Consider the following 25,602-nt stretch of genomic DNA (forward strand, 5'->3'; position numbering starts at 1 on the left):
TCTCTTTCCATTGCTCCTCCTTTCATCTTTGTAGCAGACCCGTTCATCGTCAGACGACGCTATCGAAAAGGGGCGGACTTCTTTATCTAGCCCCGCCTTCTTCCTAATCCATTTGCACACAATGTGGCAATCACTACATGCAAGGAGGCTCTTCTTTTCGGGGCCTGCCTCGCCGTGCGCGGCACAGCTTTGGCTTCCGCCCTTGCGAGGGTAAAAAGAGCTACGCCCTTCCCTCCCCGTGGGGAGAAGAAGGGCGCACCGGGTTCAGCTCTCTTTACGAAAGCCGAGGAAACCTACATCTGCGTCACGCCGAACTTCGGAATCACCAACTGATCGGCGATCGCGATGATGGTCCGCGCCCCACTCGGGTCGCTGAAGAAGAGCAATCCGCCAAAGCGGTTTGTCGTCTCATGATACATCGTCAGCCGCTGGTTCTCCCACTCGGCACTCGCCATCACCACCTCGATCACCTTGGTCTCTCCGGGCGCAATCGGCTCGGACGGAGTGATCTTCATCGCCCCGCCGTAAACCTCGGGGAAGTCAGGATTCCAGGTATTTCCCGGAATCTGCTCATTGAGGAATCGAACGTTGGCCGTCGCGAACTCCTTGAGCACCATCGGGCGATCACCGGTGTTGTGCACCTCGAGCCGGAAGGCAAGCGTGCGGGTTGGCACTTCGTAGGTCGCGTCCAGCACCTTCGCCTTGACCGGCGAGGGCTCCGGAGGAAGCGCCTGATTCTTGATGATCGTCTCCTGGATCGGAATCGTATGCGGATACTGCGAGGAGGTCATCGCGTTCGCCAGTGCGACCAGAGCGATCGAACCGAGAGCAAAGATCACCGCGACCTTTTTATCCGAGTCGCTGATCAATTCCTTGCTTCGTCCGGCCGCGACCAGTCCCATCCGGCTCACCATCGGCCTGCTCACCCAGAGCCCCAGCCACGCCACCCCAATCAGGGTCGTCACCAGAGTCCAGATCAACATCCGGGCCTGCCCGTAGTCCTCCAGGTTGATCGTATTCCCCAACAGGGTCTTGATCGGATTGGTGAAACCCTCGTGGCTTCCGTCCACGTCGACGTAGATCGACGGCCCGATCAGCGGACCCGCATCCTTCATGCTGAGCATCACCCCGACAGGCCAGTGACCCGGATAGCGTGCCCTGGTCACTGTCTTGTACTCGTAGGTGCCGCCCAGCTCCAGCAACTCCGAACAGGACATGAACCGATCATTGATCCATGAGCCCACCCGCAGGAACTGGGGTCCGGGAACAAAGAAGTTCAGCCAGCTAATCCCCGTGAAGGCGATCTCCTTCGGCCAGATCGGCATAAGCATGAACTTCCCCGTCACCGTCAAGTCATCCCCGACCTTGAACTTCCTCCCGGAAAACTGGGTGTCGTAAAAGATCACCGTCCGCATCCGGAGGAAGGCCTCCTGCGACTTCTCGCCCAAGGCCCAGAGCCGGGAAGTCGCCGGCCCAGCCAGGATCATCCCCAGCAGAGCCAGTGCCCCTACTCTCCCGATCATCCGCATTCCTCTTTTCTTCATCGTCTGCTTTCCTCCTCTTTAGTATTTCCTCGCTTCCGCAGCATGCTCGTAAGTCTTGAAGAACTTGGTGCTGCCGAAGAAGTGAGCCCCCATCAGCCACCAGGGCACGTACATGCAGACCGAGACGAAGGCCGAGAAGAAGGCGGCCACACCGGTCACCCCACCCGCGAAACTCCGCATCGTTCCCGTCTCCACGATCCGGAGATACTCCGGCGTCGAGGTACGGACATACATGTAGTTGATCACGTCCGCGACGCTCATCAGGGCACCCTGATACTCGACCGGAACATGGAAGGGCGCGATCATCACCCAATTGGTCGGATAGAAGAGCCAGCCCCAGAGCTCGCCCCCCACCAGAGCCGTCACAACCCAGTTGCCGGTGAGCATCAACACGATGTCGAGCACCACGGCCGCCGGAAGAAAGGTCTCCGGGAAGACCATGTTGAGCGGATAATGGGTCCATCCATTGAAGTTGATGTACCGGTTCATCCACTCACCCCAGAGCAACCCCAGGCAGCAGATCGTCGCGCCGATCGGCATGCGGAACTTCGTCCATAAGACCGCCTGCGTCGCCGCCGGGAAGGTGATCTCCATAATGGGAGCCACGATCGGCCACCAGTTCCGGTCTTTCCAGTCAATCCAGAACGACCAGTCTCCGGCCACCAGCATCTGATGCACATGGAAACCGGCCGTCAGCGCCAGGAAGGTCGACAGAAGGACGACCACGTCGAACTTCCGCGAGATCGCCTTGGCTTCCGCGTCTACTTGCGAATATTGCATTAGTTACTTTCCCCCTCTCGAAGAGGAGGGGCGGGTGGCTCCCGCCCCTCTCTTCGCTTTTCTGTTATTGCTTCTTTTTCCGATTCTCGGATCAAAGCCGCGCTTTACGCCGCCAAAGCCGCGCAAGCCGCGGGATCGACCGAGCTCTGCGGATCCTTCATCACCTCAGCCGTGCTCTGAAGCGGCTTGCCGAGGTAGACATGGTTGATCAGCGACACCACCCGCGGGCAGATTTGCGACCAGGTTCCGAGGATGGCCAGCGCACCCCACCCGAACGTCACGAAACCCCAGTGAAGCGGAGCCACGAAGAGCTCCTCCATGAACCACCGGGTGTGTCCGAACTCATTGAGTCCGACGTTCGGGAAAATCATCGCCGGGCTGCCCACCAGGATCACGAAGGGCAAGGAAAATGCCTTCGCGAACTGGGGCAGTCGGGTCATCGCGTAGACCAGCGAGCCCACTCCGAAGATGATGTAGATGGGATAGCTCTGGTAGAACTCGATCACGTGGCTCGGCGTGAAGTCGGTGTCCCGGATCACCGTCTGGTGCCAGGTGCCGTCCTGCTCCGTGAAGTAGCTCGCGCCGGCATAAGCCGCATAGGTGTATGTCACCACAAAGAGTGCCAACGCCCAATAACGCTTGAGCTCCTCCGCCGGAGACAGGCGTTCGAGCGCCTGATCCCGAGTGACCCAAAGCCAGCCCCACAGCGCACCCGCCGTGACCGCTTCGAGCACGAGTTCCGCGAAGAGCATGCCCAACCAGTAGTTGTTGTAATCCGCTGACGCGTAGTCGAGACCCTTCGAAAAGGCGAAAAGCCTCTCGTACACGTTGATTAGCACGTCGAAGACGACCAGCGCGCCGATGGCGATCCCCGCACTCCTCCAGGAAAATGCGGTGACCGGCGGTCGCGCGAGAGCCGTCGCCGTTTGTGTTTCTGCCATATTGTTTATTACTCCGTTTCTTCCACTTTGCTTCTCTGCGCCCCGGATGCACCACCCGAAGCGCGACCGTCACCCTACCGGGATGCCGGCGGAAAGCCGGTCAGCCTTTCGCTAACCGGTCTTCCATGAGCAACCGTAACGCATCGGATGGCGATGGCAAGAGGATTTGCAAAGTTTTTTTAGGCGTTTCCCCTATCCCCTTCCTGTTCTTTCCGATAGGCCTTTCCCTCGCTCCTTTACTCTGGCATCCGTGCCGTCGATGCGCTCGAACCCTACCCGATTCTTGCTCCTTTCGTCTTTTCCCCCGACGGATCTTCACATGCCGATCCGCCCTACAATCCAGGGCGCCCGCTGCGGGACCTTCCCCGACCCCGTTCCGCCCTAGATGCCCGAGTGGTCGTGCCTGAGTCCGGATGACCCGGTCCTCCGACTTTCCGATGGCTGGCCTACCTCTCTCCCCAGAGTTCTCCGGCGGCTGGACCACCGCGCCTCGGGTACGAAATTGGTGAGAAATGGCGAGTAGGGGGAACCATGGATTGACGCGATCCCCACCCTTTGCTGCAATGGCGCTCATGAAGGGAACGGAGTCGTCGGCGCGCTACTTTGACGAGGTAGCCGGGGAGTGGGATACGCTTCGAAAGGGCTATTTCCGCGACGAGGTCCGGGAAAAAGCACTCGACCTCGCACGAGTTCGGCCGGGGGAACGGGCGGCCGACATCGGGGCGGGGACAGGCTTCCTGACCGAAGCGCTCCTGGGACGCGGCCTGGAGGTCGTGGCCGTCGATCGCTCCTCGGCCATGCTCGCCGAGCTGGAGCGGAAGTTTGGCCGGCGGCCCGGCTTCCGGGGCCTGGGCGGAGACACGGAGGCTCTCCCGATCGAGACCGGCACGATCGACTGCTGCTTTGCCAATATGGTCCTCCACCATGTCGAGAACCCGCCAAAGCTGGTCGGGGAATTCTTCCGAGTGCTAAAGCCCGGCGGCCGAGCGGTGCTCACCGACTTTGAACAGCATGGCTTCGACTTCTTCCTGACCGAGTATTACGACCGTTGGCCAGGCTTTCATCCGGCAGAGGTGGCGGCGATGTTCCGGGCCGCCGGCTTTCCCTCGGTGGAAGAGGGATCCCTAGGCGAGGTTTGCCAGGCCGAGAGCTCCGAGGGCGCCCGGGCGATCGTCCCCATCTTTTTCGTTCGGGCGGCGCGATAGCGCACCGTTGCCATTGCCCAGCTTTTCGGACTGGAAGCATTTGCCACCGGATGGTCGAGGCTCCATATTGGCTCCATGAACCCTCATGATCCCAGCAAGGCCCCGAAGGAACAGGAGAGTGACTCTTCCGAGAAGCAGAGGAAGCCATTCGAGAAGAATTTCTACTGGGTTATCACCCTGGCCGGCCTCTATTTCCTCTATCTCATCTATTCGGTCCTCAACCACGATACGGTGAACATCCACGGTCATTAGCGGTCTGGGCTGCTCTGCCCGTGCGGACAGGCAAGGCTTCTGCCGGCGTTGCTTCGCGTCGAAAGGGGAGTATCTTTTTCCCGGAGGAAACGTTGATGAGGCCGCAGAAGGGAGACCAAAATGACTGGCATGTCCGCGGTTCACAGGTCGAAAGGGTTTCCGGGAGCGGCGATTGGGCTCCTGCTCCTCGTGGAGTTAGCCCTGTTTGCTCCGGGGATCCACGCCGTGCCTCAGCCGTCCTCGCCGGCATCCGCCTCTTCCGCTCCCGTGTCGAGCGCTGTTTCCACGGAAGCCGGGATACGGGCTCTGATCGCCAAAGATCTCTATGCGGGGGAGAAGATCGAAGGGCTGACGGTCGCCCCGGAGCCGGAGCAATTCAGGGTCGCGGCACACTGGGAGGCCCACATCGTCGATGACGGAAAGCACTTTCACCCCCTTTTTCATCCTCCGTCGATCATCCTCTACCAAGTCCTGCCCGGCCAGGCGCACTTCCCGATGGATGGCTCGGCGCTCTCCCCAAAAGCCTCATCCGCTCCCGAATTTCGAACATGGCAGAAGAAGCTCGCCTTGACACGGAGCCTGATGCGCCAAGTGGTCGTGCTCCGTTGTATGCTCTACTGTCGACATCAGATGGACGCGCTCGACCAGGACAACTTACAGGCAGCCGAGCAACAACTCTCGACTTTGACGGCGAAATCGCCCGGGCCCTGAAGGCGGCAGCTAGCCGCCATTTCTCACAAATTTCGTAGCCGAGGCGCGGCGCCGGTTTTCCCCTGGAGCAATATGAGGGGAGATACGGCAAGGATGGAAAACCAAGGGAGAGCGAAGCAGACGAGGCCATTTGGCAAGCCGCAGGAGAACGCGTGGGAGACCTGCAGGTTAACTGCAAGGGGCTCGAGCGCCCGGCACTAGCCACCAGAAGCGCTCAAGCCCCTTGTTCGGTTTCTCTTGCCAATCGGCGTTACTTCACCGCGTGCATTTCGGCAAGCTGGTCGATATAGGCCGTGGCCGCCTCCGCCAGCTTGTGGGTATAGGTCATTTCCGAGCTTTCCCCGGCTCCCTTTTGGTGGAGCTCGGTCATCGTCTTGCTCTGTAACACGCTTTTTACGAGTGCCTTACCTTCTCGAATCATGCCTTTTCCGTGCTCGACCGCCTGCTCATCGACGCCAGGAGCCATGTTCATCTCGCCGAGCATGACGAGGTTAGAACCTTCAGCCGCCATCTGCACCGCATGATTGATCACCAGATGCATGTGGTGGAGCTGCATCGAGCCCTGATGCTCTTGGGCATGTAGAGGCTGGACGGCGGTTCCGATCCCCAACAGTGCAATCGACACCAAGAGAAGAGTCATCTTCTTCATCGCTGTTCTCCTTCCGTTGTTATGGTTTCGTCACTTCCTTCCGCTTGGAAAGGAAGAACTTAATTTGAACCTTAGCATAAACTTCTAGCTTATGAAGAAAAAGTTGCAACCATCGCGGCGCCTCCGAAGGATCTCCTCCAGAACGAGGCCGAGGAAACACGAAGAGCAGGATGGATGGGGAGTCCGTGCTTTTCCGACGAGCCGCCTCCGCGAGGCGCCAACGACGCTACGGACCTTGTGGAACAGACTGCGCGGTCGGCGCTCGATCCGCTTTCATCTCCTCCTGGAGGACTTGGAGCAGCATCTTCGCCGTTTCCCCGGTGAGGGAGACGCAGTGTTCCAGGTGAGAAGGAGTGCCCCACTCGATCTTCCTGGTCAACCATCTGCAGCAGTTGGCCCGGTAACGTTCCTTGAAAAGGGCTTCCAGCTTTTGGATGGCTCGGTCGACTTCCGAGTGATTCCCCGCATCGCGTCCACCCCCGCGGGCCTGGTGTCCTCCCCGCTCCTCAGCGAGAACGAGGCCGAGGAAGACCGATGCCCCGTTGACGGCGCCACAAAGGCACCGGCTTTGCCCGAGCCCTCCGCCGAAACCCCTCACGTAGCGAAGATCCACGGGAACGCCGAGCGCCTCGCTGAAGGCCAGCAGCATCGACTCGGCGCAGTGGAAGCCTCCTTTTGCGAAAAACTCCTCCGCCTTGCTTTCCACCGTTTCGGGAGCCACGGAGGCCACGCGCTCCTGCCACCGCGGATTAGGAAGAGTCTCGTTCATCTCTCCAGCCTAGGATCGCCATGGCCGGGTTCAAGGGAAAAAATGGCCGACGTCGCCCCACGGGAGAGACTCGCTCTCGAACGGCTTGACATGTCGGCGCCCCTTCGCATTCTCTTTCCTTGGTGAGAAGAGGGGCGAAAGAGGAGGTTTCGACACGAAGGAAGAGGGGCAAGCTTCTCGCCGGTTGGCTCTGCTCCTTCCTGTTCGCTCTGCCGCTCTTGGCCGAGACTCTTCCGCGGGGGCCGAGCCTGGCCCTCCCTTCCCACTCCCGACTCGTCTGGTTGGCCCATGCGACGGGGTTCCAGGTTTACACGGCTCAGGCGCCTGCCGGGGCCCAATCTCCCCTCCGTTGGGTCTTCCAAGAGCCGGACGCGACCCTCCAGGATTCTACGGGAGCCGCGATTGGCCGCCATTTCCGAGGGCCCTGCTGGGAGGCGGAGGACGGTAGCCGGATCCTGGGCTCGCTCCCTCCTTTGGCCCAAACCCCTGGTCGCAGCCCGTCCGACATCCCCTGGCTGCTGATCGAGGCCCATAGCACCGGAACGGCCGGAGTGCTCTCCGGAGTTACTCATGTCCTTCGGGTCGGCACCGCGGGCGGGGCCGCGCCGGCAAAGCCGCCCTCGAGCCTCGGAGAGACCGTCCGCATCCGCTATCAGGCGACCTATCTCTTCCTGGCACCCGAGACGGGATCGACCCCGTCCCCGCGCTGAGGGATCTCTCGCGCCTGGCCTGCTTGTCTCACAAAGTTCGTACCCGAAGTGCGGCGAACGGGCCTGAATGCAAGGTGGGGCGCCGGTTTTCCCCCGGAGCCGTAGGGCCGCATGCGGCGAGGAGGGCCACAAACCCAAGTCCCAGCGAAGCAGACAGGTCCATTTCGCAAGCCGCAGGAGAAAGCTTGTGTGGAGTCGAGGAGTGGCGCGGTGCGACGTAGGAGAGCCATAGCGGGAGCTGCCCCTTTCGGTATGACAGTGCCTGAGTATCTCTCCCTATCGGCCGTTTCCACTCCCCGCTCATCAAACCGAACAGGCGGATTTCCCGCATTCGGCTTCCGGACAAGGTTGGCGCAGGATTATGCCCACGGTAAGCTCCTCATACAGCTCTCGAGGGAGAGGAGGTCGAACTTGCCTTCGCTTTCTCCTGCAACGTCATCTGGAGCTTCCGAACGCGCAAGGGAGGTTATAGGCGTACCGCCACCCTCCGTTCTCGCTCCTTCCGACGTTTCCCTTGAACTAAGGCCCCTTCCCTCCCTCGGACTTTCTCCGAGCTCACAGGTGTCGGGTCGGAGGAGGCGCCCATTGAAGAGGTTGCCTCCGTCCGCCGCACAAACTGGACGTGCGGTTTTCCCGCATCCAGCTTTCATGAAAGGGCTTTCGCGATCTGGAGAGAGGGTATGAGCGAGAGTGGACCTTCTGCTCCCGACCTTCGAGAACCAGATGATCGGATAGTCTCCTCGAAGCGTGACGTTCGGGTTTTTGAGCCTGTCCGACAATTTGTGTGTGGGTCACAACCGAAGTAGAAGGAGATGAAAATGGAAAGGGAAAGGGAAGTGACCACGAACAACGAGCAGGAAGCGCAGGGCCGAGAGGCCAAGAAGCCTGGGATCAGTGCGGCGATCATTGAAGAGCTGATGAAGGACTACCGGAGGCCGGAAGATCTGGTCGGTCCGGGAGGAATCATGGAGCAGCTGACCAAGCGGCTCTATGAGCGGGTGCTTGGGGCGGAGATGACGCACTATCTGGGTTACGAGAAGGGCCAGGCGCCCAAGGGCGAAGCGGGCCAGAGGCGGGAGAACCATCGCAACGGGACCAGCCGAAAGACCTTGGTGAGCGAGGACGGGCGCCTGGAAATCGAGGTGCCGCGTGATCGAGCCGGGGACTTCGAGCCCCAGTTTATCCGCAAGAGGCAACGGCGGTTTGGGGGCTTTGATTCCAAGATCATCGCCATGTATGCCCAAGGGATGACGGTGCGGGAGATCCAGGCGTTTTTGGAAGAGCAGTACAAGGTGGAGGTTTCTGCCGATCTGATCAGCACGGTGACCGATTCGGTGATGGACGATGTGCTCGAGTGGCAGAGCCGGCCGCTGGAGAGGATGTATCCGGTCGTCTTCTTCGATGCCTTGCGGGTCAAGATCCGGGATGAGGGAGCGGTCAGAAATAAGGCGGTCTATCTGGCCTTGGGAATCCGGCACGACGGCACCAAGGATGTGCTGGGTCTTTGGATCCAGCAAACCGAAGGAGCCAAGTTCTGGTTAGCGGTGATGAACGAACTCAAGCATCGCGGGATGGAGGACATCTTGATTGCGGTCGTCGACGGGCTCAAGGGGTTTCCGGATGCGATCACAGCCGTTTTCCCCCAGGCGCAGATTCAGACCTGTATCGTGCATCTGATCCGCAATTCGCTCTCCTTGTGCAATTGGAAGGAGCGCCGGTCGGTGGCAGGGGAACTCAAGCGCATCTACAGTGCGGAAACTGCTGAAGTCGCCGCCAAGCGACTCGAAGAGTTCGCCGCCGGCGAGTGGGGGAAGAAACTCCCGACCATCGTCCAGATGTGGCGAAGAGTCTGGGAAGAAGTCATTCCGTTCTTCGCCTTCCCGCAAGAGATCCGAAAGATGATCTACACGACCAATGCCATCGAGAGCCTGCACATGCAGTTGCGCAAGGTCCTCAAGACCAGAGGACATTTTCCCAATGATGAAGCGGCGACCAAATTGATTTTCCTGGTCTTACGGAACGTCAGCAAGAAATGGAAACATCCATCGCCGATCTGGAACCAGGCGGCCAGGCAATTTGCGATCCAGTTCGGGGAGCGATTCTTCCTGGCGGGAGCGGCCTAAAAGCCATGAAAAAGTGGAGAGTTGCTTCCCACGCCTTGAATAACCCCCAAGCGGGTTATTCACAACTGGCCCGGCTAGAGCCGACCGCTTTGGAGAAGCGGTCTCGCCGGTCCGAGTTGACGGCGCGAGAACAACTCTCTTTACTGTTAGACAACAAAGCGGAAAATCGACCCGCACACAAAAAAGCGGACACTACCGGGTTTTTCACATAGGGAACTTTCCATCTTCACGCTTCTTGCTCACCTATCTCGATGTATCCTGCCTCGATCCTTTCACGAACGTCCTTCCCCGGACCACTCGCAGTCCGCCATTGCTGGTCACGCGAGTTGTTCGTCTCGCGCTTCCGGTACTATTACGTTCTCCGACTCCTGGCTGTGCCTCGCTTCCCACTTCGCTTGCGCTTATAGGGTCGCTTACCCGCTTGTTGGCCGGGACACAGTCAGGTCTCCTGGGGTCACACATGAATCTTCCGTATCGTGCCGCCAGCAAACACCTTGGTACGATGGGTGAATGAGTAACGCCTTCGCCCCCATACTACGGGCTCGACCTTGCCCCATCTTGGGCCGACCTGTTCATCCTCGAGGTTGCCCTCATTGATTACAGCCCGATACTTCTCCTCAAACCCTTCGGATTCCGGATCGCTCCGGACACCCTGTCCTCCACCGACTTACGCCGGTGGCCAGCGAGGCAATACCCCCGCTTTTGGATACGGCGCCCCTCATTCGAGCGCCTGAGGGACTTAAACCCTCCTGATTCATGCGCTGCCCAGCGCACAGTATGGACCTATCCGACTCCCACCTGGTCCCGCTTCGGCCCCTCGCAGGGCAGCGGTCGGTCCGCTCGGGGCCAACCCGAGCTCCCGGCCAGATGGGCCTCCCGTGTTGATGCATCGTCCTTTGCCCGCATGCCCTCGCCCAATACCCCGGCGGCTCTCCCCAGTGCACGTATTGCTCTCCTTCCCAGGGAGACAACGGCCTTCGCTTCTTTCTCACGAGCTCGGCGTCCGCATTGCCGGTTTCGAGCCTTTGTTCAGCGTTCACTTTCCTTAGGGCCTGCTTGCTCGCTGACCCGCTTCCCGGGCCTTTTCCCCCAAGAGGCTTCGACCGCTGGCGTTACCACCAGTAGCCGCTCCGGGTGCTTCCGGCTGGAGCAATAGTTGCCGGGTGGAGATCACTCCCTCCCCACTGGGCGATGCACCCTTTTCACGGCGCACGAGAAATGGCGGTTAGCGTTCCCGCCGACCGGCAAGGAAGAAGGCGTCCACCCGGTAGTGCGGCTTCGCGGGACCAAACTCCTCCATCGGGCGCCAGCCGCGCATCCCGGAGGAGAGAGGGATGTCCCTGGGATTGCCGGGATTTCCCAGGTAGGTGAGGTTCCGGTTGATGAGCACCAGGGTATCGCACCCATGCTCCTTGACGACCGCACAGAGCCGTCCGCGTCCCAGGGGAGATGCCCAGACCTCGGTCGCTCCCCGGTAGTAGACCTTCCCGAGAACCTTCCACTGGAAGGGAGGTGCGGCGCCGTAGAAGGAGACCCCCTCATGCTTTTCGAAGGACCGGGCCGGAGGGCTCAATGTGAAGGCCGGCCCCGAGAAGGGCTCCTTCTCGGTTTCCCAGCGCACGCTCCCCGCCTGAGCCTGGAAAAGGAAGCCGACCAAAACCCAAGAGAGGATCACCGACTGTGCGATCCGCCGGCCAACGCACTCCATTCCGACTCCCGCCTATGCTTCCGGATTTCCCGCTCCATCGCCCACCTTCTCGGCATCCGGGCAAAGGACGAAGGGGAGCACCGCAACCGCCCAAAGGGCCAGGGCTCCCATCCAGAGCAATGCCGAAGTGGAAAGGAGCGGAGACCGCCAGGCCGGGATCCGATCGGCCGCGATTCTGGCGAGCAGTGCCACCACCACTCCGCCGATGGCGAACTCGAACGGAATAAAGCGGAACCGAAGCAGGAAGCCCCTCCCGCTCAGCCCGTAGACGACGCGAGCCCCCACCGCAAGGATCATCAACCCGATTCCGCCCAAGAAGAAGACGTGGAGAGAGCCGACCGGATCGAGAAAGGAGGCGAGCAGCAGCCCCAGGACCGATAACGCAAGAGCCAGCCCGGAAGCGACCGTGACGGTTCCCCGATTCAGAATCTCCGGGGAAGCGGGCACGGTAATGGCAAGATAGCCGGCGGCGGTAGCCGTGCACAAAAGCCCTCCCACGAGCCGCTTGCCGCTTGCTTCGAGAAGGAAGCTGCCAACGATCAAGAGCCCTGCTCCCGTCGCGAGCAGGGTAGGCCCGATCCATCCACGGGAAGGTTGGGCTGCCGCTGGATGCGCCTCGTCGGTCTTTTCGGCATAGAGCCGCGGGAGGAAGAAGGCGCTCAACCCAAGGAGCGGAAGGAGGGGAAACCCTTGAAGGAGCAGAAGCGAGCTGAACTGCTGAACCAGGGGGCTCATCCGCATGCCGGCACCCTTCTCCCCTTGCAGGAAGGCTCCTGCCACCGCTCCCACGGCTCCCAGCAACACCAGGACAAAGCTTGGAGGCGGATTCCCCTTGCGCCGGCGCAGAAGCCCGAGGAAGTGCGCCAGCGGCAGGAGAACGGAAAACGAGAAGAGCAGGTCGCCCGCCCACTCTCCCCCCAGCAGCTGGAAGATGCTTCCCGTCAAGAGAGTCACACACAAGAGGAACAACAGGTTTCCACTCAGCGGCTCGACCTTGAGAAGGCGCGGAAGGGAGGTCCCTAGGAAGCCAATCAAAAACGACCCGACAAAACCCTCGATCATGAGTCGCGCATGGCTCTGAGCCGGCGGACAAGGAGCCCATCCCAACGCGGCGAGAGGCCAGACCGCGACCCCCAAAAACCCAAAGACCGTGCCCAACGGGAAGAGAATCCGGTAAGGTTCCCGAATGCAGCGGCGTAGATAGGCAGCCGGCGGGAGCGGCCCGGTCAGCTCAGGCGTCAGTTCCGTTTCCATCCCCTCTTTCTCAGTTCCTCTCACCAGCAGCCGAAGCAGCGCAGCCGGTTCTCATCCCTCTTCTCCGCTTCTTTTTCAAGCTTTCTCCCGTCGGATGTGGCAAGCAAAAACCACTTCCGTTCCCGAGGCAGAGGTTGCTGCCAGATTTGACCAACCAACCGATCTCTCACTATCCTATCCTGCTTCTAGCCGGCTTCATGAGCATGCCCACCTCCGATCCGCCGTTCCCTCCCGGACTTCCCGCCCTCTCCTGGGCCGGTCTCCTTCTGGATCAGCTCCCCGAAGCGCTCTTTGTCCTCAACCCCCAGCACCAGGTCCTTTTCTGGAACCGGGCGTGCGCCCGGCTTACCGGGCTCAGCGCCGAGGAGGTGACGCAGACGGATCGCCACCGAGAAGCCTTCTCTTCCGAGCGGCTTCCCACGCTGGCCGACCTCCTTCTCGACCGCCAGATCGAGCGCCTCCCGGATCTCTATCCCCATGCCGTCTCGACTCGCTTTTCCGCGGACAACGTTCGGATCGACCATTGGTGCTCGTTCCGCTCCGGCGAGCGCCGCTATCTGGCGACTCAGGCCACCCTCCTGTGCGATCCCTCGGGAACGATTCTGGCCGCCGTTCAGACCCACCGCGACCGGACCGCCCCTCGCTTCTCCGAGGAAAAGCTGGCGGAGAGCGAGGCACGCCTAGCCGCCATTCTCGGCTCCTCGATGGATGCCCTCCTCTCCTTCCGAAGAGATCTTCGACTCGAGCTTTTCAACCGAGCGGCCGAGCGCCTCTTCGGGGTGGATCGAGCCAATGCGCTCGGACGGCGGGCCGATTCCTTTCTCTCCCCGCAAAGCCGCCGGCTCTTCGCTCGATTCCTCGCGCTCTGTCAGCCGGAACCCGGCGCGGATGCGGTCTGGATCCCGGAGGGGTTGCACGGCCTCCGGGAATCGGGGGAGGAGTTTCCCCTCGAAGCCACCCTCACGGCAAGCCGTGTCGGCGAGAATCCCCTCTTCACCTTGAGCATCCGGGACGTCGGCGCCCTTCGCCAGGCCCAGCACGCGATCCTCCGGCTGCGCCTGGAGAAGGACTACCTCCACGAGCGGCTCCGCCAGGAAGAGGATTTCGGCGAATTCCTCACCGACTCCCCCAATGTCCGGGAGCTCCTCCGGGAAGTCGAACAGGTCGCTCCCACAGATACAACGGTCCTCCTCCAAGGGGAGACCGGAACCGGAAAGGAGCTCATGGCGCGCGCAATCCACCAGAGGAGTCGCCGGAGCGAGTCGATCCTCGTGAGCGTCAACTGCGCGGCACTCCCGTCGGCACTGATCGAGAGCGAGCTCTTCGGTCACGAGAAAGGAGCCTTCACGGGAGCGGTCCAAGAGCGCAAGGGAAGGTTCGAACTCGCGGACCAAGGGACGCTCTTCCTGGACGAGATCGGAGAGCTTCCGCTCTCGACTCAGGCCAAGCTGCTGCGCGTGCTCCAAGGCGGGGAATTTGAGCGGGTCGGCGGCAGCCGGACACTGCGGGCCGATGTCCGCCTCGTTGCCGCGACCAATCGCTGCCTCGAGCAGGATGTTCAAGCGGGCCGCTTCCGGGCAGACCTTTTCTACCGGATCCACGTCTTTCCGGTCCAGATTCCTGCACTGCGGGAGCGACCGCGCGACATTCCGCTGCTGGCGAATTTCTTCCTGCGCCGCTTTGCGTCCAAGCTGGGCAAGCCGGCAATCACCTTCGCCCCCGGAATCATGGATCGCCTCCTCTCCTACCCGTGGCCCGGGAATGTACGGGAGTTGCAGAACGTAATCGAGCGAGCCGTCATCCTCTCCCGCAGTCCCCTGGTGAACGTCGACTTCCTCACGGGTTCCGCTCCGACGGCCCCGACTCTGCTTGCTCCGTTGCCACACCGCCTCCAAGAGATCGAACAACGTCAGATCCTCGAAGCGCTCAAGCAGTGCCGCTGGCGCATCGCCGGTCCCCGTGGAGCAGCCGCACGCCTCGGCCTTCATCCGAATACCTTACGATTCCGAATGAAAAAATTCGGTCTGTTTGCTCCCGATACAACACCGAAATGATCAAGCTTGGTGAAATGCACCATTCTTAGGCTCTTATTCGCACACTCTGTCTCTTGTCTCTAGAGATAGTGCGATTTGGCATTCAACTTGCTCATGGGCTCTTGCCCTAGCCCGATGTCAGCAAGACCGCATCCATGAACGGAGACGAGCCGTCACCCCGAGACCCCCTTCTTCTTTCGGCCGCTGCCATTGCGGCCTACTTTCTCGCGCTCTTCAATGCGGGATCCTACAACGCGGTTAATCCCCACGCGATGGGAACCTTCGGGGTCAGCCCAAGCCACGGGCCGTGGACCATGGCCGACTTTTTTGCCGCCCAAGCGCTCGGCCTCATCCTTGGCCCGGCGCTTTCGGAACGGTTCGGTCCGCTTCGGGCCTTTCGCTGGGCGACCTGGACGACCGCGGGAGGAAGCCTCCTCTGCGCTTCCGCTCCCTCCTTCCTGCCCTTTCTTGGCGGCCGGATCCTGCAAGGTCTCGGCTCGGGCGTTGGCGTCCCGTTGGGACAGACCCTCATCCTCGAAAGCCATCCCGCGGAGCGCAGGCCCGTCCTGGCATCCTTCTGGAGCATGGCCGGTCTCGTCCCCTACTCGGTGAGTCCGCTGGTCGGCGCCTGGATGGAAGCCCAGTGGGGCTGGAGAAGCTGGTTCCTGGTGAACGGGCCGCTCCTTCTCTTCCTCGGCGAACTCTGCGCTCTCCTGGGACCAAGGCTTCCGATGCGCCCGAGACCCTCATGGGATTGGATGGGATCCCTCCTCCTCTCGGGGAGCATTCTCTCGATCCAGTCCGCTCTCAACATGGGCGACGACTACGACTGGCATCACTCACCCCTCGTCCTCGGCCTCCTCATCGGCGGTCTCGCCGCACTCGCCTACTTCGCAATCTGGGAACTGGGGGAGAGGCATCCCCTCGTGGACCTGCGCCTCTTTCTCCGACCCAACTTCACCCTAGGCATCCTCTCCCTGACCCTAGCCTTCTTCTTCTTCTTTGGGCTCTGGACGACCCACCTCGTCCGCCTCCAACTGCCCGGCTTCGGCGGCTTCACTTCCCTCCTCGCCGCCGCAATCTTCCTCCCGCTCCTCTTCCTCTCCCTGCCGGCGGCCGGCCTTCTGAGCCAGATGCCGCCGAGAGCCCAACCTCCGCGGTTCTTCGCCTGCACGACTCTCCTCCTGTTTTCGCTCTATTGCTGGCTGAGCAGCTCCTACGACTTCTTCCAGCGGCGTTCCTGGTTCTTTCCGATGCTCGGAACCCAGCTCCTCGAAGGCCTCTGCCTGGGCACTCTCTTGCGTCCGATGGGCGGGCTAATGGTTTCCGGTCTCTCTCCGCGCAAGCAACTCTATGCTCTCGAGCTGAGCGCCGCGTTCCGGACGCTCGCCTGCGGCCTTGGAATCGTTGGATTCGGCTCGGTCCTCTACCAGCGGAGCGCCTTTGACCAAGCCCGTCTCACCGAAACCTTCCCTCCTTTCGGAACGCAGACCGAGGAGATCGGCCGGCAGCTTGCAGAATCGGGCCTGCAGGGCCAGCAAGCGCTGGCGTGGCTCACCCGCAGGCTCCTTCTCCATGTCAACATCCTAAGCCTGGACGATGCCTATCGCTTTGCCGCATGGGGCTTCCTCCTGCTCGCCGTAGGCGTCGCCCTGCCTCCGCTCTTCCGCTCGGGCCGGCAATGGCTGCACAGCGACCACGTTCCATGAGCCGATTCCTCCTTTTCCTCCGAATCGCTCTCCTCCTTTCCGGCGGCCTCGGCTTCATCGGATGCGCGGTCCTTCCCAAGGACACGCCGATCGCGAAAAAAATGGCCCTCCCTGCCATGGAAAAGACCCTGGCAGCCGGCAAACCGCTCCGTGCCACACCGGAATGGACACGGCCAATTTGGTGGAAGCAACTTCATAGCCCCGATCTCGACCGGTTGATCGGCGAAGCGCTCTCCGGAAACCCAGGGCTTCGGGCGGCCGCCGATCGGATCCGCTTCTCCTGGGCGATCGCCGCGCACGAGCGGGGACGGCTCCTCCCCTCGCTCGAAGGGCGCCCCTGGCTGCTCAACGACACTCTCGGCCTCTGGCAGATCCCGGGATCGAGCTTCTTTGGCCCCTTCGGCGGCCGCTCTTTTGCTTTCGCCGATTATTCCCCAGCCTTCTTCACCTACCACGTGGATCTCTGGGGGGAAGACCGATCGCGCATCCGTGCCGCGGTCGGAGAGGCGCAAGCCGCCATGGCCGAGTTTGCCCTCTCCCAACTTACCCTCTCGACGACGCTGGCCCGCCGTTACATCGAGCTCGTCTCCCGAGCCGAGGAAGAGGAAATCGTCCGGCAGATGGTCTCCGAGATCGAGCAGGAACTGGCACTCGCGCGCTCCCGCCACCACAAGGCTGGAATCGACACCCTGCTGCCGGTCTACTCCTTGGAGCAACGGCTCGCTGCCGGCCGGCAGCGAGAGAGGATCCTCGAGCGGGAGATTGCCCTGCTGCGAGACGAGATCGCCGCGCTCGCAGGGAAAGGGCCGGACTGGGGGCGGACGATCCCGATCACCCCCGCCTCCTTCCCGAAGCGCTTCCCGCTGCCGGCCTCGGTCCCGCTGGAGCTCTTGAGCCACCGGCCGGATGTCGCCATCGCCCTCTGGCGCGCAGAGTCGGCGGCCCAGCGCGTCCGCGTCGCCAAGACGGCCTTCTACCCGAACATCAACCTCGTCGGCTTCGCCGGCTTTCAAACCCTGAGCATGGCCACGATCCTGCTCGCCCCCGCCCAGGCCTTCATGTACATGATCGGCCCAGCGATCACCCTCCCGATCTTCGAGCGCGGGCAGCTCACCGCACGGCTGGTGGCCGAGCAAGAGGAGTATAATATCGCGGTAGAACGGTACAACGACGCGGTGCTTGGGGCCGCCCGCTCCGTGGCCGACGCGCTCGCCCACTGGAAGGAGAGTAGCGAAAACCTCACGACCCAGGATACGGCGCTCTCCGCCGCCGACCGGTTCGCCCGGCTGACCGATTCCCGGTATAGCGCCGGCCTCGTGACCCGGATCGACCAGATCGAAGCCTCGCTGGCGGCTCGGGAGCAGTCGCTGCGCCTCTCGAGCCTGAAGGCTTCCCACCTCGAGTCGGTAGTTGCCCTCTACGAATCCCTCGGAGGCGGCTATCAATCCTTGGCCACCCCATAACATAACCGCCCGGCTCCGACCCATGCCTCACCCTCCCCTGCTGGAACGACTCGCGCTCCTCTGGAGTCGAATCGCGCGCCCCCAGGAGAGAGAGCGCGGCGGCAGGCGCTCCTCGCTGGAGGAAGCTCGCTCCCGCCGATTGCGCCATCTGACGGTTGGGTTTGGGGCCCTGGCGCTCGGCATCTTCCTCTACTGGCTCCTTTGGGGACGCTTCTGGGTGGCCACCAACGATGCTTACGTGAGCGGGAACCTGGTCCCCCTCAAGGCGCAGGTGGCGGGCACCGTCACCGAGGTCCGAACCGACTCGACCCGCTATGTCCGGAAAGGGGAAGTCGTGGTTCGGCTCGACGGGGTCAAGACCAAGGTCGCCCTCCAGCGCGCCGAGGCGGAGCTGGCCGATGCCGTGCGCCGGGTCGAAACCCTGTTTCGCCAGGCAGCCACCCTCCAGAGTCGGGTTGCCGCCCAAGAGGCGGTCCTCTCCCGGATCGGGTCTGACCTTTCCCGCTACCGGAGCGTGGTTCGGGAGGGGGCCGTCTCCTTCCAGCTCGTGGAAGATACCGAATGGCAGCTTCGGGAGGCCGAGGCCCTCCTCCGCGATCTCGTGGATCAACTGGGGAGCGTCCAGGCCCGCGTCCGGGGCACGACCATTTCGACCAATCCCGAAGTCCTCCGGGCCGCCGCGCTCTACCGCAGCGCCTACCTCGACCATGTCCGCCGCAACGTTGTCGCGCCGGTCTCCGGCTATGTGGCCAAGCGAGCCGTGCAACCCGGGGACGAGGTCTTCCCGGAAAAAACCCTGCTCCTGATCATTCCCTTGGATTATCTCTGGATCGAAGCGAACTACCGCGAAGTCGAACTCACCCACGTCCGGCCAGGACAGCCGGTGCGGATCACCGTCGATCTCTACCCTCGCAAGATCCTCTATCATGGCCTGGTCGAGGGGATCATCCCCAGCGCGGGCAACAACCTCGGGCTTCTCCCCCCGGAAAACGCCACCGGCAACTACATCCACATCGTCGAGCGCGTCCCTGTCCGCATCCGAATCGACCCCAAAGAGCTCCGGGAACATCCCCTCCGGCCGGGACTCTCCTGCGTGACCCGGATCGATACCTGGCGGCGGGGGCAACCGGTCCTTGAGCCGCTCACCGAGATCCCGCCAAGCGCCTTCCGTGCCGACTACCAGACTTCGGTCTATGACGAAGAGGTCGAGCTGCGCGGAGCGGCCGCGGAGATCCAGCGGATCATCGATGCAAACCGGATGCCCGCAGGGCGCCCGGTCCGTTCCGGCGCCCCCTGACCGAAAATCGCCGCGCAAGCCCCTGGCTTTAGCCATGGGGTGAGCGGCGAGGCAAAGCTTGATGGATATTTACGTGTCTGTATAAGATGCTGGAGAGCATTCGATGCGAGCCAAGACTCCATCTTTCATCGCCGAGTTTCCGTTGCGAACGACCGCGGCGGACGAGGTTGCCCTCTCCAAGCGCCTCGCAGCAGCACGCCAGATCTACAATGCCTCCTTGGGCGAGGCCCTTCGCCGGCTGGCCTTGATGCGGCAATCCAAGGACTGGCAGCACGCTTGCCGGATGCCGAAAACGGTCATGGATGAACAAAGCGGGAATCGGATCGCCAACAAGGAGCGATCCAGCCGCTTCCGAAAAACACAGGAACGATTCGGTTTTACTCGCGACTCCATCCAGAAGTTCGCGGAGGCATGCCGGGATGCCTGCTCCATCGGTGATCATCTCGGATCGCACGACACGCAGACCGCGAGTCTGCGGGCATTTCAGGCCGTCCAGGGCTATGCCTTCGGCGTTCGGGGCCGGCCAAGATTCAAGCCAGCCAGCCGGTTCCACTCGGTCGAAGGCAAGGGCGATGCCCTGATCCGGTTCCGGAAAGAACCGGTTCCGGCGATTCATTGGGCGGGCTTGGTCTTGCCGCTTCGGCTCGATCCGAAGGACAAGCGCGGCTGTCAACGCATCACGCTGGAAGCCCGGACCAAATACGTCCGCATCCTTCGCAGGACGATCCGGGGCCGGATTCGCTGGTACGCGCAGCTCGTCCAGGAAGGACTCGTCCCGCAGGTTCGGCCCGCGGGAGAGGATGTCGTCGGGTACGATCTGGGGCCATCGACAGTGGCCTTCGTCTCCGAAACGGATGCAAGCCTGGAAAAGCTCTGCCCGGAAGTCGAGCAGCCCTGGAGGGAGACGCGGCGGATCTTGCGGTCCTTGGACCGGTCCCGCCGGGCGACCAATCCCGCAAACTACGACGCGAAGGGATGCGTCAAGCGTGTGGACCCAAGCGCTGGGTCCGGGTCGGAACGCTACAAGCGCAGGCGACGGGATCTCGCGGAAACCGAGCGGGCGCTGGCCGCCGCGCGGGGAAGACCGCGCACGGCAATCTCGCGAATCGGATATTGGCGCAGGGAAAAGACCATCACAAGGGGGAGAGAAGCTATGCTATAGCAGTTTTCAAAAAGAATTTCGGACGGAGCGTCAAGGTGCGCGCTCCGCGGGGATGTGGGTGGAGAGGATTCGCCGCAAGCCTGAGAGTGCTGGCGGCGGATTCATCGAGATCGATCCCCGGAAGACCCGCTTGAGCCAGTTCGACCATACGACCGGGCACTACGTGAAGAAGCCGCTCTCTTTGCGGACGCACGTCTTCGGCGATGGCCGCACCGAGCCGGTGCAGCGGGATCTCTACAGCGCGTTTCTCGCGAAATGCTCCGAGAAGGATTTCCTCGACATCAGCCGGGTTGGAAAGTCCTGGCCGGGTGCGGAACCCCTCCTGCGACGGGCGATGTCGAGAGTGAAGGAACCAGCGAGCCGGGAGGGCTTGTCCCGACCGCACGTCAGAAACGTCAGAGCGGGTCGCCCGTCGAAGGGGAAAATGGGAAGCGGCGGCCCTCGCAGCCGTTCCGGCGAGGCCGGGGATGCTGTAGCGCAAGCGAGAGCCCCGGAGAGCCGGATCTCTATTCTCTAGAACCCCCTGGATTTAGCCATGGGGAGTTTCAGCGGTTTCCGCGACCGGAAGAGCTTGCGCGCTCGACAGATAGAAACGGGAAGGGAGAGTTCTTGCCTCGACCTCGCCCGGGTCTCCTTCTTATTATGTCTCAATGCTTCGGAGCCTCGGTTTTCTTCTGATCGGCGGACTCGCCCTTGTCGGCGCGCTCACCATCCTGGGAGCCGTTCTCGCGATCCGCCAGGGATTCTCCGCGCGCGAAGCTCCGCCCGCTTGGGAGGCATTCGTGGCGAAACGGTTCCGTCACCTCTCGATCCCCGAGGAAGCGCGCCGGCAGGAGAACCCCTTTCCGCCAACCCCGGATTGGCTCCGGGAGGGGAGGGAGCACTACGCCGATCACTGCGCCCAGTGCCACGCGAACAACGGAAGTGGCGAGACCGAAATGGGCAAAAACCTCTATCCGCGCGCCCCGGACATGCGGAAGCACGGGACCCAGCGCCTGACCGACGGAGAGCTGTACTACATCATCCACAACGGCATCCGGCTGACCGGAATGCCCGCTTGGGGGGAAGAGGGCCATGATGCGGAGAGCTGGAAGCTCGTCCTCTTCCTCCGTCACTTGCCGAAGCTCACGCGCGAGGAGGAAGCCGAGATGGAGAAACTCAACCCGAAGGGTCCCAAGGAGCGCGCGGAGGAGCAGGAGGAGGAGAATTTCCTGCAGGGAGACGAGAAAAGCTCTCCTTGAACTGGGCTCGGGGAGCCGGTAGGCTCCGGGCTCGAGGTTCCCATTCCCCAACGGAGGGCTGGTGGAGCGGACGACAACGGTTTTCGAAAACGGAGAATATTAGGATGCGTAGAGCTCTGGGAGTTTTGCTTGCTTGGATCGTTCTCGCCGTCGGTGCGGGTTCGACCTTCGCGCACGGCAATGAAATCCATGTCATCGGAGAAATCGCTTCCCTCGAAGGGAAGGTCTTGACGGTCAAGTCCCGGGACGGAAAGTCGGTTGCCGTCGAGCTGACCGACCGCTCGAAGATCTCCAAAGGGAAGGAGAAGGAGCCCGCCACTGTGGCCGATCTCGTTCCCGGGGAGCGCGTCGTGATCCATGCCCGCAAAGCGGGCGACAAGCTCCAGGCGAACACCGTTCAGATCGGCAAGGCCAAGGCGGATGCGGAGAAAGCCAAAACGGGACCTTAACTCCGAGGGGCCGATAAAACCAAAACTTGCGAGAGCTCCTTCAAGAGCGCTCCAGGTCGAACCGGTCGAGGTTCATCACCTTGTTCCAGGCGGCGACGAAGTCGTCGACGAACTTCTCTTCCGCATCGAAGCTGCCGTAGACCTCGGCCAGCGCGCGCAGTTCGGACTGGGAACCGAAGATCAGATCGACCCGGGTGGCCGTCCATCTCACCGCACCCGTCTTCCGGTCCCGTCCTTCGAAGAGATCATCGTTGCCGTCCACCGCCTTCCACTCGGTTCCCATGTTGAGCAGGTGAACGAAAAAGTCGTTCGGCAGTACCCCTGGTCGATGGGTGAAGGTCCCGTGTCGGGTTCGGCCAACGTTGGTATCCATCACCCGCATGCCGCCGACGAGCACGGTCATTTCCGGCGCGGTGAGCGTAAGCAACTGCGCCCGATCGACCAGTAACGCCTCGCTCGGCACGTCGAACTTCTCTTTCCGGAAATTGCGGAAGCCGTCGGCTCTCGGCTCGAGCACCGCAAAGGATTCGACATCGGTCTGCTCCGCCAGGGCGTCCATTCGGCCCGGGGCAAACGGCACGGTGACCGAGTGCCCCGCGTTTCTCGCCGCCCGCTCCACGCCGCTGCAGCCGCCGAGTACGATCAGGTCGGCAAGCGACACCTTCTTGCCTCCCGTGGCCTGCGCGTCGAATTCCTTCCGGATCCCTTCGAGCACGGCGAGCACCTTGGCGAGCTGCGCCGGTTCGTTGGCCTCCCAATCTTTCTGCGGACTTAGGCGGATGCGGGCACCGTTGGCCCCACCCCGCTTGTCCGAGCCGCGGAAGGTGGAAGCCGACGCCCAAGCCGTCGCGACCAGCTCCCGCACCGTCAGCCCCGACGCCTGGATCTTGACCTTCAGCGCCGCGATATCCTCCGCGTCCACCAGCCGGTGATCGACGGCGGGGATCGGGTCCTGCCAAAGAAGGTCCACCTTTGGAACCTCAGGGCCCAGGTAGCGAGTCCGGGGGCCCATGTCCCGGTGGGTCAGCTTGAACCAGGCTCGGGCGAACGCATCGGCGAAGGCATCCGGATGCTCGTGGTAGAAGCGTGAGATCTTCTCGTACGTCGGGTCGAACCGGAGCGAGAGATCGGTAGTCAGCATGGTCGGGCCGCGCCTTTTGCCGGAGTCGAACGGTTCGGGAATGACCTCCGGCGCATCCTTGGCGACCCACTGCCAAGCGCCGGCCGGGCTCTTGCTCGGCTCCCACTCGTACTCGAAAAGAAAGTGGAAGAAATCGCTACTCCACCGCGTCGGGGTCCTGCTCCAGATGACCTCCAGGCCGCTGCCGATCGCATCGGCGCCCTTGCCGCTGCGGAAGCGGCTTCGCCAGCCCAGACCTTGCTCGGTAATGTCCGCCGCCTCCGGCTCCGGACCCACGAAGGAGGCGGGGCCGGCACCATGCGTCTTGCCGAAGGTGTGGCCGCCGGCGATCAGCGCCACCGTCTCCTCGTCGTTCATCGCCATGCGCGCGAAGGTCTCGCGGATGTCGACCGCCGCCGCCACGGGGTCCGGATTGCCATTTGGGCCTTCTGGGTTCACGTAGATCAGACCCATCTGCACGGCGGCCAGAGGGTTCTCGAGGTCGCGGTTACCGGAGTAGCGCTTGTCTTCGAGCCACTTGCCTTCCGAGCCCCAGTAGACGGACTCATCAGGCTCCCAAGCGTCCACACGCCCTCCGCCAAAACCGAAAGTCTTCAGGCCCATCGACTCGAGCGCCACGTTGCCCGCAAGGATGATCAGGTCAGCCCAGGAGATCTTGCGGCCATGCTTCCGCTTAACCGGCCAGAGGAGCCGGCGTGCCTTGTCCAGGAGCACGTTGTCCGGCCAGCTGTTGAGCGGGGCAAAACGCTGTTGCCCGGACCCCGCACCGCCGCGGCCGTCGCCTACGCGGTAAGTGCCGGCGCTGTGCCAGGCCATGCGGATGAAGAGCGGCCCGTAATGGCCGAAGTCGGCCGGCCACCAATCCTGCGAGTCGGTCATCAGCGCGCGCAGCTCCTGCTTCACCGCATCGAGGTCAAGGCTCCGGAACTCCCTCGCGTAATCGAAGTCCGCGCCCATCGGGTCCGATAGCGAGGAGTTCTGGCGCAGGATCCTTAGATTGAGCCGGTTGGGCCACCAGTCCTCGTTGGTCTTGCCGCCGCCCGCCGCGGCGGTGTGATGGAAAGGACAATTCGATTCCGTCGTCATTGCTTCTCTCCCCATTCGGCGCGCAACTACGTGTTCCAATTACTATATGCATCCGTCAAGCGAACGCGCATAATTCATAGAGTTCCTGGAAGGAAACCTGCGATTTGAATCGCGGGAGGAATTGCGGTTGCTGGGAACGAGACATGTGACGTAGGATTCCAGATGTGCAACGAGTTGTCACCAATCGCAATTGTGTTTACCAAACCGCATACCATGTGGTATGCTGCCCGAAGTATCGGATCGACGTGTTGACGGGACCGGTGGCCGAGGAAATGCGAGCGATGCTGGATTCGATTTGCGCGAAACGAGATTGGCCGATGATCTCCAAGGAGATTCAGCCGGACCACATCCATCTGTTTCTCAGCATGCCTCCCGCCACTGCCGTGGCCGACGCCGTCAAGGTGCTCAAGGGCGTTACGGCTCGCTTGCTGTTTCAACGGTTTCCAGCACTTAAGGAGCGGTTGTGGGATGGACATCCCTGGTCTCCATCCTATTACGTCGGCACCGCCGGCAATGTCAGCGCGGAAACCATCCGTCGCTACATCAAACGATCCGAACACGTCACCAAGAGGCGATAGGCCATGATGCGCACGGCGTCGATCAAGTTGGACGCGTCGCCAGAGCAGCGAGCGGCGCTTGCCGCGCTGCAATCCGACTTTGCGAACGCCTGCCAGCGGCTTTCCGCCGTCGTTCGCGAGCATCGGGTCTGGAAACGGGTGGCATTGCATCAACGCGCTTATTCGGAGATGCGCTCCTCGACTCCGCTGGGCAGCCAGATGTGCTGCAATGCCATCTTTTCGGTCTGCAAGGCGTACAAGGCACTCAAGGTAACCGGACGGATTCCGAAAGACACGCCGGTTCCGGCAATCAGCTTCCAGCGCGCCAGCGTCCACTTCGACAAGCGCACCTACGCGCTCAAGAAGAATGCCGTCTCGCTTTATACCCTGGGCGGACGCGTCATCGTTCCGATGCGTCTTGGGGAACACCAGCGGCGCATCCTCTCCTTCGGCCGGCCGAAGGAGGCGGAACTGGCGTTTCGGAAGGGGAACTGGTATTTCAACCTCGTCGTCGAATCCGACGACAAGGAGCCGATCGCATCCGGCCCGGTAATGGGAGTGGATGTCGGCGAAAACAATCTCGCGGCACATAGTTTGGGAGGGATATTCGGAGGCGGTCGCCTGTGCGATCGTCGCGACCGCCATCTCGCCCTGCGTCGCCGTCTCCAGTCCAACGGCAGCCGAAGCGCAAAACAGAAGCTCCGGCAGGTCTCCGGCAAGGAGCGGCGGCACGTCACTCATGTGAACCACGAGACGAGCAAGGCCATCGTGCGGGAGGCGCTCGAGGCCGGAATTGCCAAGATCATGATGGAGGACCT

At 62.1% G+C, this 25,602-nt stretch carries 23 protein-coding genes; 15 read left to right on the forward strand and 8 right to left on the reverse strand.

What is annotated here, in order from left to right; genetic code table 11:
* Window positions 1-293: 293 nt before the first annotated feature.
* From amoB to A37A_RS0102275, 3 genes are all read right to left on the reverse strand, one after another.
* Window positions 294-1,544 (reverse strand): bacterial ammonia monooxygenase, subunit AmoB, encoded by a 1,251-nt coding sequence (amoB, locus tag A37A_RS0102265; protein ID WP_020493890.1) that lies wholly within the window; start codon window positions 1,542-1,544, stop codon window positions 294-296.
* A gap of 18 nt (window positions 1,545-1,562) precedes the next feature.
* The gene (gene amoA / locus A37A_RS0102270; protein WP_018289924.1) at window positions 1,563-2,324 is read right to left on the reverse strand and encodes a bacterial ammonia monooxygenase, subunit AmoA; all 762 of its coding nucleotides are present in this window, start codon (window positions 2,322-2,324) and stop codon (window positions 1,563-1,565) included.
* A 104-nt stretch (window positions 2,325-2,428) separates the two neighbouring features.
* Window positions 2,429-3,265, reverse strand: a complete 837-nt coding sequence (locus A37A_RS0102275) for a methane monooxygenase/ammonia monooxygenase subunit C (RefSeq protein WP_018289925.1) — start codon at window positions 3,263-3,265, stop codon at window positions 2,429-2,431.
* A gap of 572 nt (window positions 3,266-3,837) precedes the next feature.
* Between A37A_RS0102275 and A37A_RS0102280 the strand changes: the two genes are divergently transcribed.
* The 3 genes from A37A_RS0102280 (at window position 3,838) to A37A_RS17955 (ending at window position 5,433) form a co-directional block, all read left to right on the forward strand.
* Window positions 3,838-4,470 carry a class I SAM-dependent methyltransferase gene (locus A37A_RS0102280; RefSeq protein WP_026195597.1) on the forward strand — a complete coding sequence of 211 codons (633 nt, stop codon included), beginning with the start codon at window positions 3,838-3,840 and terminating at the stop codon, window positions 4,468-4,470.
* Between the two features lie 75 nt (window positions 4,471-4,545).
* The gene (locus A37A_RS19865; RefSeq protein ID WP_018289927.1) at window positions 4,546-4,722 is read left to right on the forward strand and encodes a hypothetical protein; all 177 of its coding nucleotides are present in this window, start codon (window positions 4,546-4,548) and stop codon (window positions 4,720-4,722) included.
* Window positions 4,723-4,842: 120 nt separating this feature from the next.
* On the forward strand, window positions 4,843-5,433 hold the full coding sequence (locus tag A37A_RS17955) for a hypothetical protein (protein ID WP_155996428.1): 591 nt from the start codon (window positions 4,843-4,845) through the stop codon (window positions 5,431-5,433).
* 250 nt (window positions 5,434-5,683) lie between these two features.
* Here A37A_RS17955 and A37A_RS0102295 read toward each other — a convergent pair whose 3' ends face one another.
* Window positions 5,684-6,082: a hypothetical protein gene (locus tag A37A_RS0102295; RefSeq protein WP_020493891.1), complete on the reverse strand. Its 399-nt coding sequence runs from the start codon at window positions 6,080-6,082 to the stop codon at window positions 5,684-5,686.
* 226 nt (window positions 6,083-6,308) lie between these two features.
* Complete coding sequence (locus A37A_RS0102305; protein WP_018289932.1) at window positions 6,309-6,851, reverse strand: C-GCAxxG-C-C family protein; 543 nt, start codon at window positions 6,849-6,851, stop codon at window positions 6,309-6,311.
* Between the two features lie 122 nt (window positions 6,852-6,973).
* On the opposite strand from A37A_RS0102305, the gene A37A_RS15270 reads away from it, so the two are divergent.
* Together A37A_RS15270 and A37A_RS0102320 are read left to right on the forward strand one after the other, a co-directional pair.
* Window positions 6,974-7,561 carry a DUF3455 domain-containing protein gene (locus A37A_RS15270; RefSeq protein WP_018289933.1) on the forward strand — a complete coding sequence of 196 codons (588 nt, stop codon included), beginning with the start codon at window positions 6,974-6,976 and terminating at the stop codon, window positions 7,559-7,561.
* Window positions 7,562-8,379: 818 nt separating this feature from the next.
* Window positions 8,380-9,684, forward strand: a complete 1,305-nt coding sequence (locus A37A_RS0102320; RefSeq protein ID WP_155996584.1) for an IS256 family transposase — start codon at window positions 8,380-8,382, stop codon at window positions 9,682-9,684.
* 1,225 nt (window positions 9,685-10,909) lie between these two features.
* On the opposite strand, the gene A37A_RS0102325 is transcribed toward A37A_RS0102320, so the two are convergent.
* Both A37A_RS0102325 and A37A_RS0102330 read right to left on the reverse strand, forming a co-directional pair.
* Entirely contained in the window at window positions 10,910-11,392 is a 483-nt protein-coding gene (locus A37A_RS0102325; protein ID WP_018289935.1) for a hypothetical protein, read from the reverse strand.
* Window positions 11,393-11,404: 12 nt separating this feature from the next.
* A complete protein-coding gene (locus A37A_RS0102330; RefSeq protein ID WP_018289936.1) occupies window positions 11,405-12,646 on the reverse strand; it encodes an NnrS family protein in 1,242 nt (413 codons plus the stop codon).
* A 146-nt stretch (window positions 12,647-12,792) separates the two neighbouring features.
* On the opposite strand from A37A_RS0102330, the gene A37A_RS17960 reads away from it, so the two are divergent.
* The 8 genes from A37A_RS17960 (at window position 12,793) to A37A_RS0102370 (ending at window position 22,000) form a co-directional block, all read left to right on the forward strand.
* Window positions 12,793-14,700 carry a sigma 54-interacting transcriptional regulator gene (locus A37A_RS17960; protein WP_018289937.1) on the forward strand — a complete coding sequence of 636 codons (1,908 nt, stop codon included), beginning with the start codon at window positions 12,793-12,795 and terminating at the stop codon, window positions 14,698-14,700.
* 134 nt (window positions 14,701-14,834) lie between these two features.
* On the forward strand, window positions 14,835-16,388 hold the full coding sequence (locus A37A_RS15280; protein ID WP_018289938.1) for an MFS transporter: 1,554 nt from the start codon (window positions 14,835-14,837) through the stop codon (window positions 16,386-16,388).
* Window positions 16,385-17,851 (forward strand): efflux transporter outer membrane subunit, encoded by a 1,467-nt coding sequence (locus A37A_RS0102345; RefSeq protein WP_018289939.1) that lies wholly within the window; start codon window positions 16,385-16,387, stop codon window positions 17,849-17,851. The genes A37A_RS15280 and A37A_RS0102345 overlap by 4 nt, the downstream gene beginning before the upstream one ends.
* 22 nt (window positions 17,852-17,873) lie before the next feature.
* Window positions 17,874-19,148 (forward strand): efflux RND transporter periplasmic adaptor subunit, encoded by a 1,275-nt coding sequence (locus A37A_RS0102350; protein WP_018289940.1) that lies wholly within the window; start codon window positions 17,874-17,876, stop codon window positions 19,146-19,148.
* A gap of 103 nt (window positions 19,149-19,251) precedes the next feature.
* Window positions 19,252-20,310 carry a hypothetical protein gene (locus tag A37A_RS21120; protein WP_026195599.1) on the forward strand — a complete coding sequence of 353 codons (1,059 nt, stop codon included), beginning with the start codon at window positions 19,252-19,254 and terminating at the stop codon, window positions 20,308-20,310.
* Between the two features lie 58 nt (window positions 20,311-20,368).
* A complete protein-coding gene (locus A37A_RS21125) occupies window positions 20,369-20,827 on the forward strand; it encodes a hypothetical protein (RefSeq protein WP_231363729.1) in 459 nt (152 codons plus the stop codon).
* Between the two features lie 133 nt (window positions 20,828-20,960).
* Window positions 20,961-21,551, forward strand: coding sequence for a c-type cytochrome (locus tag A37A_RS0102365; RefSeq protein ID WP_018289942.1), 591 nt, complete (start codon window positions 20,961-20,963; stop codon window positions 21,549-21,551).
* Between the two features lie 104 nt (window positions 21,552-21,655).
* Entirely contained in the window at window positions 21,656-22,000 is a 345-nt protein-coding gene (locus tag A37A_RS0102370; RefSeq protein ID WP_018289943.1) for a hypothetical protein, read from the forward strand.
* A 40-nt stretch (window positions 22,001-22,040) separates the two neighbouring features.
* Here A37A_RS0102370 and katG read toward each other — a convergent pair whose 3' ends face one another.
* Window positions 22,041-24,227 carry a catalase/peroxidase HPI gene (gene katG, locus A37A_RS0102375; protein ID WP_018289944.1) on the reverse strand — a complete coding sequence of 729 codons (2,187 nt, stop codon included), beginning with the start codon at window positions 24,225-24,227 and terminating at the stop codon, window positions 22,041-22,043.
* 164 nt (window positions 24,228-24,391) lie between these two features.
* Between katG and tnpA the strand changes: the two genes are divergently transcribed.
* Together tnpA and A37A_RS0102385 are read left to right on the forward strand one after the other, a co-directional pair.
* Complete coding sequence (gene tnpA, locus A37A_RS0102380; protein ID WP_081616164.1) at window positions 24,392-24,805, forward strand: IS200/IS605 family transposase; 414 nt, start codon at window positions 24,392-24,394, stop codon at window positions 24,803-24,805.
* Window positions 24,806-24,808: 3 nt separating this feature from the next.
* Window positions 24,809-25,602 (forward strand): transposase (locus tag A37A_RS0102385; RefSeq protein WP_018289946.1); only part of this gene is annotated, 794 nt, incomplete at its 3' end.

Origin of the sequence: Verrucomicrobium sp. 3C (genome assembly GCF_000379365.1) — a bacterium.
In the GTDB taxonomy this organism is placed as follows: Bacteria; Verrucomicrobiota; Verrucomicrobiia; order Methylacidiphilales; family Methylacidiphilaceae; genus Methylacidimicrobium.

Excerpts from the sequence above, each read along its gene's own strand:
- A37A_RS19865 (WP_018289927.1), top strand. The coding sequence starts at position 4,546 with ATGAACCCTCATGATCCCAGCAAGGCCCCGAAGGAACAGGAGAGTGAC.
- A37A_RS0102330 (WP_018289936.1), bottom strand. The coding sequence starts at position 12,646 with ATGGAAACGGAACTGACGCCTGAGCTGACCGGGCCGCTCCCGCCGGCT.
- A37A_RS0102350 (WP_018289940.1), top strand. The coding sequence starts at position 17,874 with ATGCCTCACCCTCCCCTGCTGGAACGACTCGCGCTCCTCTGGAGTCGA.
- A37A_RS0102295 (WP_020493891.1), bottom strand. The coding sequence starts at position 6,082 with ATGAAGAAGATGACTCTTCTCTTGGTGTCGATTGCACTGTTGGGGATC.
- A37A_RS0102370 (WP_018289943.1), top strand. The coding sequence starts at position 21,656 with ATGCGTAGAGCTCTGGGAGTTTTGCTTGCTTGGATCGTTCTCGCCGTC.
- A37A_RS0102345 (WP_018289939.1), top strand. The coding sequence starts at position 16,385 with ATGAGCCGATTCCTCCTTTTCCTCCGAATCGCTCTCCTCCTTTCCGGC.
- A37A_RS0102325 (WP_018289935.1), bottom strand. The coding sequence starts at position 11,392 with ATGGAGTGCGTTGGCCGGCGGATCGCACAGTCGGTGATCCTCTCTTGG.
- A37A_RS0102365 (WP_018289942.1), top strand. The coding sequence starts at position 20,961 with ATGCTTCGGAGCCTCGGTTTTCTTCTGATCGGCGGACTCGCCCTTGTC.
- A37A_RS17955 (WP_155996428.1), top strand. The coding sequence starts at position 4,843 with ATGACTGGCATGTCCGCGGTTCACAGGTCGAAAGGGTTTCCGGGAGCG.
- A37A_RS15280 (WP_018289938.1), top strand. The coding sequence starts at position 14,835 with ATGAACGGAGACGAGCCGTCACCCCGAGACCCCCTTCTTCTTTCGGCC.
- amoA (WP_018289924.1), bottom strand. The coding sequence starts at position 2,324 with ATGCAATATTCGCAAGTAGACGCGGAAGCCAAGGCGATCTCGCGGAAG.
- A37A_RS0102305 (WP_018289932.1), bottom strand. The coding sequence starts at position 6,851 with ATGAACGAGACTCTTCCTAATCCGCGGTGGCAGGAGCGCGTGGCCTCC.
- A37A_RS0102280 (WP_026195597.1), top strand. The coding sequence starts at position 3,838 with ATGAAGGGAACGGAGTCGTCGGCGCGCTACTTTGACGAGGTAGCCGGG.
- katG (WP_018289944.1), bottom strand. The coding sequence starts at position 24,227 with ATGACGACGGAATCGAATTGTCCTTTCCATCACACCGCCGCGGCGGGC.
- A37A_RS0102320 (WP_155996584.1), top strand. The coding sequence starts at position 8,380 with ATGGAAAGGGAAAGGGAAGTGACCACGAACAACGAGCAGGAAGCGCAG.
- A37A_RS0102275 (WP_018289925.1), bottom strand. The coding sequence starts at position 3,265 with ATGGCAGAAACACAAACGGCGACGGCTCTCGCGCGACCGCCGGTCACC.
- A37A_RS21120 (WP_026195599.1), top strand. The coding sequence starts at position 19,252 with ATGCGAGCCAAGACTCCATCTTTCATCGCCGAGTTTCCGTTGCGAACG.
- amoB (WP_020493890.1), bottom strand. The coding sequence starts at position 1,544 with ATGAAGAAAAGAGGAATGCGGATGATCGGGAGAGTAGGGGCACTGGCT.